Annotated in this window: 12 protein-coding genes; 3 read left to right on the forward strand and 9 right to left on the reverse strand. The window is 56.0% G+C overall.

The genetic code is table 11. The features are described 5' to 3' along the window. The first annotated feature begins 15 nt into the window (after positions 1-15). Positions 16-1317, forward strand: a complete 1302-nt coding sequence (locus IE065_RS16960; RefSeq protein WP_189517302.1) for a DUF2254 domain-containing protein — start codon at positions 16-18, stop codon at positions 1315-1317. 55 nt (positions 1318-1372) lie between these two features. Here the strand turns inward: IE065_RS16960 and IE065_RS16965 are convergent, their stop codons facing one another. From IE065_RS16965 to IE065_RS16985, 5 genes are read right to left on the reverse strand one after another with little or no spacing between them, the layout of a single operon-like run. Further along, complete coding sequence (locus tag IE065_RS16965; RefSeq protein WP_189517304.1) at positions 1373-2113, reverse strand: hypothetical protein; 741 nt, start codon at positions 2111-2113, stop codon at positions 1373-1375. A gap of 49 nt (positions 2114-2162) precedes the next feature. Continuing rightward, positions 2163-3179 carry a flotillin-like protein FloA gene (gene floA, locus IE065_RS16970; protein ID WP_189517306.1) on the reverse strand — a complete coding sequence of 339 codons (1017 nt, stop codon included), beginning with the start codon at positions 3177-3179 and terminating at the stop codon, positions 2163-2165. A 43-nt stretch (positions 3180-3222) separates the two neighbouring features. Next, positions 3223-3708 (reverse strand): NfeD family protein, encoded by a 486-nt coding sequence (locus tag IE065_RS16975; protein ID WP_189517307.1) that lies wholly within the window; start codon positions 3706-3708, stop codon positions 3223-3225. A gap of 2 nt (positions 3709-3710) precedes the next feature. Then, positions 3711-4403, reverse strand: coding sequence for a hypothetical protein (locus tag IE065_RS16980; protein ID WP_200163445.1), 693 nt, complete (start codon positions 4401-4403; stop codon positions 3711-3713). A 19-nt stretch (positions 4404-4422) separates the two neighbouring features. Continuing rightward, positions 4423-6015, reverse strand: a complete 1593-nt coding sequence (locus IE065_RS16985) for an NfeD family protein (protein WP_189517309.1) — start codon at positions 6013-6015, stop codon at positions 4423-4425. A 134-nt stretch (positions 6016-6149) separates the two neighbouring features. Here IE065_RS16985 and IE065_RS16990 point away from each other — a divergent pair, with 134 nt between their 5' ends. Continuing rightward, the gene (locus IE065_RS16990) at positions 6150-7070 is read left to right on the forward strand and encodes an aldose epimerase family protein (protein ID WP_189517310.1); all 921 of its coding nucleotides are present in this window, start codon (positions 6150-6152) and stop codon (positions 7068-7070) included. Here the strand turns inward: IE065_RS16990 and IE065_RS16995 are convergent. Next, entirely contained in the window at positions 7067-7324 is a 258-nt protein-coding gene (locus IE065_RS16995) for a hypothetical protein (protein ID WP_189517311.1), read from the reverse strand. The genes IE065_RS16990 and IE065_RS16995 overlap by 4 nt on opposite strands. Positions 7325-7453: 129 nt before the next feature. On the opposite strand from IE065_RS16995, the gene IE065_RS17000 reads away from it, so the two are divergent. Further along, the gene (locus IE065_RS17000) at positions 7454-8197 is read left to right on the forward strand and encodes a glycerophosphodiester phosphodiesterase (protein WP_189517317.1); all 744 of its coding nucleotides are present in this window, start codon (positions 7454-7456) and stop codon (positions 8195-8197) included. 15 nt (positions 8198-8212) lie between these two features. Here the strand turns inward: IE065_RS17000 and IE065_RS17005 are convergent, their stop codons facing one another. The 3 genes from IE065_RS17005 to thrC form a co-directional block, all read right to left on the reverse strand. Then, a complete protein-coding gene (locus tag IE065_RS17005) occupies positions 8213-9175 on the reverse strand; it encodes an SDR family oxidoreductase (protein ID WP_189517319.1) in 963 nt (320 codons plus the stop codon). Positions 9176-9214: 39 nt separating this feature from the next. Beyond that, positions 9215-10405, reverse strand: a complete 1191-nt coding sequence (gene fabV, locus IE065_RS17010; RefSeq protein WP_189517321.1) for an enoyl-ACP reductase FabV — start codon at positions 10403-10405, stop codon at positions 9215-9217. Positions 10406-10894: 489 nt separating this feature from the next. Then, on the reverse strand, positions 10895-12265 hold the full coding sequence (gene thrC / locus IE065_RS17015) for a threonine synthase (protein WP_189517323.1): 1371 nt from the start codon (positions 12263-12265) through the stop codon (positions 10895-10897). Positions 12266-12546: the final 281 nt, after the last annotated feature.

A 12546-nucleotide genomic window follows, 5' to 3' on the forward strand; every position in this document is an offset into this window, starting at 1 on the left:
TATCGATTTCCTGTGATGAATTTTTCTTTAAAGGCCATTTGGTTGCGGATTCTTCAGTCGTTTTGGTTGTTGCCAGCGGGGCTGGCGGTTTCGGCGATATTTGCCTCGGTGGGGCTGAACTGGCTCGACCACCGTATCAACCTGGACCCCGAGGGCGCGTTGGCTTGGTTTTCGCAGTCCCCCGAGGGTGCGCGGTCGATTTTGACGACGATTTCCGGGTCGATGATTACGGTGACCGGCGTGATCTTGTCCACTATGGTGGTCGTGTTGACGTTGGCCTCGCAGCAATACGGCCCAAGGCTGGTGAAAAACTTTATCGAAGATCGGCCCAGCCAATTTGTAATCGGGGCCTTCGCAGGGTGCTTCATTTACAGCATTATCACGCTGAAGAATATCAACTCCGGCGGGACGGAATTTGTGCCCACGTTGTCGGTTTTGTTTGCGGTGGTTTTGTCGCTAACGTGCATCGGGCTGATGATTTACTTCGTGCAGCACGTGGCGTCGGCGATCCAAGTGCAGTCGATTATGCGCCGCGTTTACCATGACTTGAATCATGCCGTCGATGAACTTTTCCCAGAGGAAATTGCGCCGGAGAAACCGTCCGCTAAACCAACCGCCGATGCCCCGCGAACGATTGGCGAAGGGGCTGAATTGACTTGCATCAGGAGCCACCGCGCAGGCTATGTCCAATATGTGCAGGATGATGATCTGATGCGGTTGGCGAAGGAGTGGGATCTAGGGGTGGAGCTAAAAGCACGCCCCGGAGATTTCGTCTATGACGGCTACGAATTGGCGAGTGTGAACTCCAAGCGTGCGCTGGACGATGATGCGCTCGGAGAGCTGCGCGGGATTTTTGTCATGGGGACGTTTCCGACCCACCAGCAGGACGCGACGTTTCCAATTCGACAAATGGAGGAAATCGCGATCCGCGCACTGTCGCCGGGTATCAACGATCCACATACGGCGGTGGAGTGCATCGACTACCTAACGTGCTCCTTTCGTAAGCTGGCTCGCCGCACGTGGCCCAAACCACAACGCTTTGACGCCGAAGGTGCGTTACGCGTGATCGCCCCGCCACGAGAGTTTGAGACGCTCTTAAGGCAGGCCTTTCAGCAAATTCATTTTTACGGCCGCCAGGATATCACCATCGTAACGCGAATTGTGGCGTCATTGAACATTATTGCGGAGGAATGCCCATCGGGTAGCGAGCGGCGTGAGACGATTGTCAAGCTGACCCGCGAGGTCATTCAGGAAAGCCAAGAGTCGCTGCCATTTGCATCGCAGCGTGAACGGATACCCGACGCAGTGTCGGCCTAGAACAACATCAATTTGAGCACGGGGAATTGTGCCCGCGTGCCGTTTAATTGCGGTGTTAGCGTTCCCAGCTGGGGTGCATTTGGCCTTGTTCGCGTTGGCCGACCGGAGTGCCGAGGATTTCCAGATAGAGGAAGGCTTCACGGGCGGCTTTGGGATCACGAAGGCGGCCCTTGATGCGGTTACTCATGCCACCAGTGAAGGTGCTGCTACTACGGCTTGGCTTGCGGCGCTTGGCACTCGAGAGGCCATACGTGCGGTCCATTTGGGCCTGAGCTTGCGCCCGGGCTTCAGCGGCTCGTTGTTCCGTGGCCGCGACGATACGTTGCTGCTCGGCAATTTCTGCCTCGTAGTTACGTTGTGGCGGCGGTGCCTCGTAGAAGCTTGGCTGAGGTTGCTCGCCCGGTCGTCCGTAGTCAATCTGCTTGCGCTGCTGGTAGGCGGGCTGCTGAGTTGGAACTGGCGGTGGCGCGGACGGAACCGGGGGCGGGCCAGAAGGCGAAGGTTGTGGTGCCTGCGGGGATTGCTCGCGGCGCGCTGCAATTTTCCGACGAATTTCCTCTTGGATGCGCTGGGTGCGTTCGTCCTCGCTAACTGGTTGTTGCTGATGACGCGGATGTTGCTGCTCACGCGGATGTTGCTGCTGATGTCGCGGCGGCGGATGGTTTTGCTGCGATGGCGGTGCCTCTCTTTGTGCGGGTGAGGTGGGTTGATTTTTTTCTTCTTTCTTACCGAAGAATTGTCCGACCGCCCACACGATGAACACAATAATGGGAACGATGATTTCGCTAAAGTCCATACGTGCTCTTTCGTTGTGTGGTTAACATTGGGTGCCTGGCCGGTTGGAATTAATCTTGTATGCGGCCTTCACCCTGATCGGGCTTGGAGATGGAATCGCGCATTTCGGTGTCGGCCTGAATATTCTGGAGGCGATAGTAGTCCATGACGCCGAGCTTGCCAGTGCGCAGGGCTTCAGAAAGGGCGAGTGGGACTTGGGCTTCGGCTTCGACGACCTTGGCCTGCATCTCCTGCACGCGTGCTTTCATTTCTTGTTCGAGGGCGACGGCGGCGGCGCGGCGGATTTCGGCTTGGGCTTGAGCCATGTTCTTGTTGGCGATGGCCTGCTCTTCCTGAAGTTTGGCACCGATGTTGGTGCCGACGTCGACGTCAGCAATGTCCACCGAAATGATTTCGAAGGCGGTGCCAGTGTCCAAACCGCGCTGAAGCACGACCTTGGAAATACGGTCCGGGTTTTCGAGCACGAACTTGTAGGTTTCGGAGGAGCCGATCGTGGTTACGATACCTTCACCGACACGGGCAATAATGGTTTCTTCCTGCGCGCTACCAACGTATTGGTCCAGATTGGAGCGAACCGTTACGCGGGCGCGGGCCTTGACCTGAATACCGTCCTTGGCGACACCGTCAATGGTTGTGCGACCAGATTCACGGGCTGGGCAGTCGATGACCTTCGGGTTAATCGAGGTGCGGACCGCTTCGAGGACACTCTTGTTGGTGCCTTTGGTGGCTAGGTCGATCGCGCAAGCGCGGTCCCAGCTCAGCTTGATGCCAGCCTTGTCGGCGGCGATGATGGCTTGGACAGTCTGGATGACGTTACCTTCGGCCAGGTAGTGCGCTTCAAGCTTGTCGGTGTCTAACCCGATGCCAGCCTTGACCGCGGTGATGCGGGCTTCGACGATCATCTTGTAGGGGACGTTACGCAGTCGCATAGCGATCAGCGTCGGGATGCCCACCTGTGCTCCGGAGAGGAGGGCCTGAATCCAGGTCCGGATGTAGGAAAGTATGATGAGGAACATCCCGATGAGGATGATGCCTAGAATGATCAGTGCTATATTTAGGAGATCCATGGCGATTTTTAACGTTGTTGGTATTTACTTAAAGGAATGGTTATCAGGAAACTTTTTTAACGACAACCCGGAAGGCGTCACGTGCGACTACTTCTACCAAGGTGCCCTTGTTGAGTAGGCCGCTTTGTGAGTAGCCTTCGTAGCTCTTGCCCGAGATCATTATCCGGCCGCTGGGGGCCATGGTGGTAAGGGCCTCGCCCTGCTGACCGATCAGGGAGTCTTCCTGTGCGGCGTTGTCGTCCCGCTGACCATAGCGAATTGCGCCACCGCTCGAACTGGAGAGGAAGAATTGTTTGCCTAGCTTGGTCTTGGGGAGCAATTGGAATTCCACGATAACCATCACCGTGATGATCACCAAGGACGCCAGAAAGACGATGGCGGCGATTTGCACGCCATATTGGGCATAGGCCACTCCGACTGCGCCCATCACTGACAAGACGCCAATGGTTCCAAGCACGCCGCCCGGTACCACGATCTCAAACGAGATCAGCAGGAGGCCGGCAATTATGAGTCCGATGATGAGGATCATGGTTATTTGCTTATGATAAGAGTGGCTGGGGCGGATTGGCTCGACGGTAGGCCTTGAAACAGGAGGACGAGTGGCCCACTGATTAGCCAAGTAAAGTATGCCGGTATAAGCATCAGTCGTCTTTCACAATCGGTCCGAATTGTACGTTGGGCAATTTCACTACGGTAGGGGCGCTTTTTAAAGCATTTAATCTGCCGATAGAGTAAACGTATTTGGGCCACATCGGAAAATGGGTAACACGCTGGATTGTTGTGGTAAAATGCTGTTCTGTTTTGGCTCCGATACTGAGCGATGAACATCGAAATTGCTCCAAATGGGACGGCGACGAGGAGTAAATGCCAGCCCCAACCCAGAAAGAGCCCAGTTCCGATAAAGCTAATGGAGGCAATCAACGCGATAGTATGTAGCCACGACCAGTCATATTTATGCTCTTCAAAATCAGTGGCGAATTCGGCGTCGGAGTGGAGTATCAACAAAGAGCGTTGAAGATAATCCCACTCTGGTTTTTGAACGTTAATCAGGTGATCTTTACAGTCATCGTAGAAGTACCAACAGGATAAGATGATTTCGCTCAAGGTTTTATCATCTGTTACGATTTTGAAGAGGCGATCATCAAATTCAAACGCCGTGATCCTGTCATCAAGAAATGCTTCGATGGCTTTAATTACTTGCTGCCTGGATTTTCGATCAACCATTAGACGTAAATTTGTTTGTTTACACGCTTCGCACAACGAGGGAAAAGTCCCGCTGCTCAACGACTTCGATGCGGTCACCGCGTTCGATGGCGCCGATGAGGACGCGGGCTTGGAAGCGCCGTCCGTTAATTTCCACTTGGCCGCCGGGATGGAGGTCGGTCACGGCTTGGCCGCGAGTACCGGGTGCGGGGAGCGCGTTGTCGCCGCCTTCGGCATAGTCGATGGAGCGCCCGCCTCCGGTAATGGAGGGAGAGGTATCGCCGACTTCAGTGCTCAAGACGATGGCGCGCTTCATGGGGGATTCCGGCAGGTAGCGCAGGATGGCGAGTGCTGCGCCAAAGGCAAGGCCTAGGCCCAGAATGAGTTGGCCGATGGGAGCGTAGAAAAGCTCAGGTGCCAGCTCGAAGCCTTTGCTACCTTTGGGCCAGATATCGGCCATGGTCCAGATCAGTGAGCCGAGGACGAGGATGCCGCCCGCCAAGCCCGCAATCAGGGTGCCGGGCACGAGGAATATCTCTACTGCGATTAGGATGACGCCGATAATAAAGAAAAGCAGTGGTTCATTGCCCGCCATGCCGGCAAAGTAATTACTGGCGAAGACGACGAGCAGGAGGCAGATGCCACCGATGCCGAAGACACCGAAACCGGGCGTTTTCATTTCGATGAAAAGAAGCAAGACACCCGCACCCATGAGGAGGGGGGCAATGTTCTGGAACCACTTCGCGAATTCTTCGCTCCAGGTGACTTCAAACTGTTTGATGTGGTAATTGCCCGCGCCGTATTTCTGGGTGAGCAGGTCTTCGATATCCGTAGCGATGCCCTCAGCGAGCAAGGGCTCGGCTGGGTCGCCGTAGTAAGCAGTCGCTTCTTTGGCGGTCAGGGAGAGTAATTCGCCGGGCTCCTTGAGGACCACGCCGTTGATTTCGAACTCAAAATCGCTGTCCATCATTGCGCGCTGTACATCAGCACGGTAACGATTTTCACCCGACAATGCCCGCACTTTGCCGCGCAGGTAGCTGTCGATTTTTTCCTTCATGGTGTCCTGAATATCCTCACCGCCACCGGAGACGACGGCTGCCGCGCCCATGACGCCATTGGGGGCGAACCAGATATCATCGGTTGCGATGGAAATATAGGAACCGGCCGAAATGGCGTCAGGGTTCACGTAGGTGATTGTTGTACCCTCAAAGTAATCCAGCGCTTCCATCATTTCCAGAGTCACGCCGAGCGCGCCACCGGGTGTATCCATATCGAGCAAGATCACTTCTACGCCGTTGGCAATGGCTTCCTTGAGCGCGCGCTTGAGGATGAAAAGCTGTGGCTCGGTAATCGCCCCCTCAATCGGCACCACGTAGACGTCCCAACCGCCTTCAGGTGGTTCGGGGATGACGCGTGGGGCTGGCTGTGGGGCCTCTTCGACGTCGGCCTCTTTGGGCGTTTCTTCGTTGGCCTCGGTGGTTGCATCAACTGCGGATTCAGTGAGGACCTCGCTGTCTTCCGCCGGCTGGTTTTCATCGACGCGTGAGGCGATGAGTGGCAACGCCGCGGCGCAGGCGATCAGGATAACGCCTAAAATTGCAGACCATGTATGTTGGCGGTTCATTATTTTCATTATTTTACAACGAAGCGGCAGGTCGATACAATTACAATGAACGCCGCGTTTTGGAATCGACAAGAGACAGGATTTTGCAGCGGATTGTTCATTAGCACTGGTAAAATAGCCGACATTGGCTCACGTTCAAATCTATGGAAATAATCGATCTGCAAGGCCACCCAATTCGTAAATGGACAATTGGGGCATCGACTTTTCTGGCTTATCCCGAGGCCGGCGCTCGCCTGATGAACTGGCACCTGCAAATGGCCGATGGTTCCTTTCGCGACGTCATCCACTGGCCGGAGAACGCCAATTTAGACGAGATTGCCCATGTTCGCGGCGGCAACCCGGTTTTGTTTCCATTTTCAGCGCGGACCTTCTGCGACGGCGAGCTGGGCTTCTGGAAAGGGCCTGACGGTGTGCGCCGCCCCATGGCCCAGCACGGCTATGCGCGACAGGGGAAATTTCGCTTGGAGTCCGCGCACGACAAGGGTTTCCTGGCGAAGTTTATCCCCGATGAAGCCGCCCGCGAGGCCTACCCGTTTGATTACGATTTTTCCGTCCGCTACCGCTTCGAGCAGCTCGCGTTTTACGTGGATTTCGAGCTGAAGAATCTTGGTAAAGAGCCGCTGCCGTGGAGTGCGGGCCATCACTTCTATTTCGCGATGCCGTGGCACGAAGACCTTGGGCGCAAGGACTACATGCTCACCACCGGAGCCAAGAAGGCCTTCCACCAAGAGCCCAACGGCAAACTTGCGCTGGTTAAGGATTTCCCCGACCCAGCGAATTTTGGCGATCCGGCGATTGTCGATTTGATCCGCACCAAGCTCAAGACGAACGAAATCCGTTTTGGCCCCAAGGGGGGGGAGGAAGACATTGTGATCAAGGCTGGAGATACCTCCCGCCCGGACCCTTGGATGACCGTGGTCACCTGGACTCTGGAGGACAGCAGCCCGTTTTTCTGCGTGGAACCTTGGATGGGCCCGCCGAACAGTCCGGAAATCAAAAACGGCCTGCATTTCGTCTCCCCCGGCAAGAGCGAGGTGTTTTCGGTCGCGGTTTCGCTGGGCTAGGGAGCTATGGTGAAGATATCGGGTGCCGTTTTTTTGAGATACCAGACGTAGGGGCCCTCAAGTGGACTGCCCTCGATTATCTCCAGTGGCTTATAAACGAGTTCAATGTAATCGAAGCCCCAGTCATAGAGTACGCACAGCCTAATGGCAAAGGGAAACGAGAGCAAGTAGATCAATAGTGCGGCGAAGACTGTGATAATGCCGATGGCGGAGTATTGTCCGGCGGTGCGCTTGCTGTCGTCCTTGTCGGCCATGTTGTTTAGTTATTTATCACTAGTTGGGGCGTCAACTTAAACAACATCTACGTAGCGATGCTGTTAAAACCGCGCCGCATCAGATTTCCTTACTGACAAGATTAGAGATACGTGGAGTATGGCGCTACAATGCGCATTATCGCTCACCGCGGGGCCTCTGGCTCCGCACCTGAAAATACCATGGCCGCGATTAACCGTGCTTGGGAATTAGGCGCGGATGGTGTGGAGGTGGATGTCCACCTGACTAAAGACCACGTGCCCGTCGTGATTCACGACCCCGATACGGAGCGCGTTGCGGGGCAAAAATTGGTCGTCGAGCAGTCGACTTACGAGGAGCTTTGCCAACTGGATGTGGGTTCGTGGAAAGGCTCGGAGTTTGCAGGGGAGCGTATCCCACGCTTGGCCGATGTACTGCACTCGATGCCAGCGCGAAAGAATTTCTTCGTCGAGGTCAAGGATGTCTCAGGGCAGGCTTTAGCAAAGGCGTTGGAGCCGATTTTCCGTGATAACCCGCAGTTCGTCACCGAGCGTCAGGTATTCCTGATGAGCTTTTACCCGGATGCGCTTTGGTCGATCGCGGCGCGTTTTCCCGACCTGACTTTGCTGCTGCTGTTGGACAACCTGAACCGGCTTCCGCGCAAGATTCCGAAACGCCTGCCAGCCGACAGCTTGCCGGTGCACGGGTTGGGGCTCTCGAATCAGCTGGATTTGGATGACAAGCGTCGTGAGCAGCTTATTGCCGCGGGGGCGATTATGAATGTCTGGACGGTAAACGATCCGGCTGACCTAGGGAAATGGGACGCGGCGGGTTTTGACTTTCTAACGACGGATTCCCCGGAATTGTTTGTTGGGCGGAATATCGCGCAGCAATAACGACTACGGGGGGGATTAAAAATCGCGTCCCTTGACGAAGCGTTCTCGGGGGGGGGGGGCGTCGGTGGCTTGCCCGGTCATCGCAGCGTGCCAAGCGCGGCAGAGCACGGGTGGATCCATGGCGGCGAGCTGGTCGGCGAATGATAGGGGGGGGGTGCGTAGCTTGCTGATCAGCGGATGCAGGTCGAGGGTCAGGTCGAGCGGGCGGTCATCGCTGGCTTCGATGGGTTCGATTAAATCTTCGGGCAGGTCGAAATGTTTTAGGATGCGCTGGCCGATTTCGTAGCGGCTCAGGCGGTCTTGACCCGCCCAATGAAAGAGCCCGTGCAGGCTGGGGCGTTCGCAGAGCTCGGCCAAGACTTCAGCGAGGTTGTCTACTCCGAGGGGTTGACGTAACTCATTGGTGTAGAGTGGTGTGCGTTTGCCTTCGGCCCATTGTTTGAACAGTTTTTCGTGGAGGGAACGTTCGCCGCCGGGGCTGTTGCCGGTGATGATGGCGATGCGCAACACGGTCGCGAAGGTCTTGCCAAACTTGAGGACTTCGCGCTCGGCGAGCATCTTGGTCTGGCCGTAGAGATTGCGCGGGTTGGGCGCATCGGTTGAGCGATAAGGCCCCTGCGAGCCGTCGAACACCATGTCCGTGGACAGGTGGTAAAAGCGCGCGCTCAGGTGGTTGGCCAGCATGGCGAGGTGGCGGGGGAGGGCGACGTTGATTTTCTCCGCCTTGGTCGGGTCGGCCTCGACCGCGGCGGGGCTGGAAATGGCCGCGCAGTTGACAATGATATCGGGGAATTCTTCGAGGATGAGCGCCTCGATTGCGGCGGTCTCGGACAGGTCGATTTGGCGGCTGCGGGCACCGGGGGGGAGGGTGGCTTCGCGTGTGCCCGACACGGCGATCAGCTCATGCCGACGCCGTGCTGCTTCCTTTAGGAAGGCGTTGCCGACGAGGCCGCTGGCTCCAGTGACGATGATTTTCATGGGGCAACTTTTTATCCGTGGTATTTAGTGGCGGAGACCTTAGGCCATGCTTGGCATGGGCACTTCGACATCGACCTCGGCATCGTAGTCGACGCCTTCTACGCCAAATCCGAAGAGGCGGAGGAAGTCCTTTTGGTAGCTGGCAAAGTCGGTGTCGGTCATGAGGTTGTCGGAGGTAATGTCACCCCAGACGGCCTTGACGGCTTCCTGAATGTCTTCTCGCATTTCCCAATCATCGACGCGGATCAGGGATCGGTCATCAATGATGGGGCCACCGTCCACGTAAATTTTTTCGCGCATCATGCGGTCCATCTGTTCAATGCAACCTTCGTGGAGGCCCTTTTCTTTCATGATCTTAAAGAGGATCGCGATGTAAAGAGGGACGACGGGAATGGCCGAGCTGGCCTGAGTGACGACGGCTTTGTTGACCGAGACATAGGCGTTGAAGCCCAGTGTGCGGAGTCCGTTGGCGGTCAGTTCGAGGTGTTCCTTGGCCTTGCCAATGGTGCCTTCGCGGTAGATGGGGAAGGTGACTTCTGGCCCGATGTAGGAATAGGCGATGGTCTTGGCGTCGGGTGCGAGGGCGTCGGCGGCTTTGAGGGCGTTCATCCAGAGCGTCCAGTCTTCGCCCCCCATCACCTTGATGGTGTTTTCGACGTCGTCGCCACTGGAGGCTTCCAGCGAGACATCGGTCACGAGGCCCTTATCGGTGTCAACCGACTTGGCGGAGAATGGCTTACCGATGGGCTTGAGCGTGCTCTTAAAGACTTCGCCGGTGGCGGGATCGGTGCGGCGGGGGGAGGCCAGGCTGTAAATGACCAGATCGACTTGGCCAAGGTCAGCCTTGAGGGTATCAATGGTCTGCTGGCGAATTTCGTTGGAAAAGGCGTCACCGTTGATGCTTTTGGCGTAGAGGCCAGCGGCGTGCGCGGCATTCTCGAAAGCGACGGAGTTATACCAGCCAGCGGAGGCGGGGCGGCCCTTGTCACTGGGGCGCTCAAAGAAAACGCCCAGCGTGGCGGCGTCTCCGCCAAATGCGGCGGCAATGCGGGAGGAGAGGCCGTAGCCCGTGGACGAGCCAATCACGAGGACCTTCTTGGGGGCACCGGAAACGGGGCCTTGGGCCTTAACGTAGTCAATTTGCTCTTGGACGTTTTTTGCGCATCCGGTTGGGTGGGCAGTTACGCAGACGAATCCGCGGACTCGAGGTTTTACGGTAGTAAGTGTCATGATTTTTCGGGGATTAAAATGGCGGGAAGGGAAAGTTTAAAGTTTAAAGGTGAAGAATCCAAAGCGGAGTCTTGGGGGCATGGGCAGAGAATACCACGGTTTTTTCAACTCTGCAATGGCTCGGCTGGCTTGGTTGGCTCCACTGGTTCAGTTGGTTGGGTTGGATAAAAATCAGCCCGATTTTTTGCGCTGGGCGGCACTTTGATGCTAATTATTCGTGCTAAGTGTTATCTGTTAGCTTTAATTAATCGAAAAACGTGGTGACGTTTGCCGATTTATGCCTCGGCCTGAAAAATATTTCAAAAAAAACCTTTGGGCAGTTTTATCCTGTTGGCCGTGAGCCGAGCAATGCCCGGTCGGGACACTGCGTTCCACCTTTAGGCCGTAAACGTTGAACACGAGAGATCACTCTAGCATGTATGGATCGGGACAACCGAGCCCGTGCATTGAATTCCGCAGTTGCTTGCGGAATCATTGCTCATTGAACCATCATTCACTGCCCTTGGCGTGCTCCTTGAGGAACTCGGCCAGGGCTTCACCCTCGGCGGGGAGCATGTAGTTGACGATAGGCTCGTTCTTGATGGCCTCCAACGATGGAGCGGTGGGCGTGCGGCCCAAGGCTTCCTCGATGACTTCTGGGAACTTGGCGGGATGCGCCGTGGCGAGCACGATATTGGTTTTCGACTCATCAAGGTCTTTGAAAGCGCAGGCGGTGTGCGGGTCGGCTACATATTTATAACGCCCGTAAATGGATTCGATGGTCTCATGGATTTCCTTGTCGTCCATGCGGGTGGCCGAGAACGCGCTGCGGTCGAAATCTTCGAAGGTGTATTTGCCCTTGGCCTTGAACTGCTCCATTACGGTGCGAACGCGCTCGGGGTCTTGCCCGACTGAATAATAAAGGAAGCGTTCGAAATTGGAGGCGACCTGAATGTCCATCGACGGTGCGACGCTTGGCTCGACGGCGGTGACTTCGTAGTGGCCGGTGTTGAAGAGGCGGCAGAGGATGTCGTTTTGGTTGGTCGCGACGCGGAAACCCTCAATGGGCAAACCCATTTCGCGGGTCAGCCAGCCAGCGAGCACGTTGCCGAAGTTACCGGTGGGCACCACGAATTGCACGCCGCGTTTGCGGGCGTCTTCATCGAGCTGGAGCCAAGCCCAAATGTAGTAAACACACTGCGCGAGGATGCGGGCGAGGTTGATGGAATTGATCGCCGACAGGCTATAGCGGGCCTTGAGGTTGGCGTCGCCAAAGGCGTCCTTAACCATGGCCTGCGCGTCGTCAAAGCTGCCTTCAATCGCGATGGGGTAAACGTTGCGCTCGGCGGTGGTTGTCATCTGCCGCTCTTGTAGCATTGAGACGCGTCCCTGCGGATACAGGATGAAAATGCGGACGCCTTTTTTGCCAAGGAGTCCGTGAATCGCCGCGGAACCCGTATCGCCAGACGTCGCGCCGAGCACATTGATGGGGTCGCCCGTGCGCTCGATTTGCTCCTCGTAAAGATTGCCCAGAAGCTGGAGCGCGAAGTCCTTGAAGGCGAGGGTTGGGCCGTGAAACAGCTCCAGTACGCTTAGATGGCCGTCCAGCTTGACGAGGGGCGCGATTTCCTTGCGGGAGAAATTGCTATATGATGCGTCGACGATGGTGCGCAGCTTGTCCTCCAGCATGTCGGTCGCAAAGAGCTTCATGAACTCAAAGCACAGATCCGGGTAGGAGAGATCAGCCCACTGCTTGAGGCGAGGGGCAATGTTGGGCAGGGTCTTGGGCAGGTAAAGCCCGCCATCAGGCGCTAGGCCCGTCGCCACTGCTTCAGTGAAGGTCTTCTCGTCGCTTTGTCCGCGTGTGCTGATATATTTCATGCAGGAGAGAAGGCTCTTACGGTTCGCCGGATTTGTAAAGTTCGTAAGGCTAGGAGATTAAACCTGCGGCTTCTACCCATTAATATGGCGAACCTTCCAATCCCTCAAAATTGACGAGCCTTTCGAACGTAGAGGATAGCAGTAGATGAGCGCGTCGAAATCTATTGTGCTACTCCGACTTCCATGAGAAGGCATTTCAAGTTTAAGTTTCAAAATTTCAATTTTGGGTGTTCATCCCTTGGTGTGTTGGGGCTTTGTGCTGAGGTTGGTCTTCCGGTTTG

Source organism: Cerasicoccus arenae, assembly GCF_014651635.1.
GTDB classification, from domain to species: Bacteria; Verrucomicrobiota; Verrucomicrobiia; order Opitutales; family Cerasicoccaceae; genus Cerasicoccus; species Cerasicoccus arenae.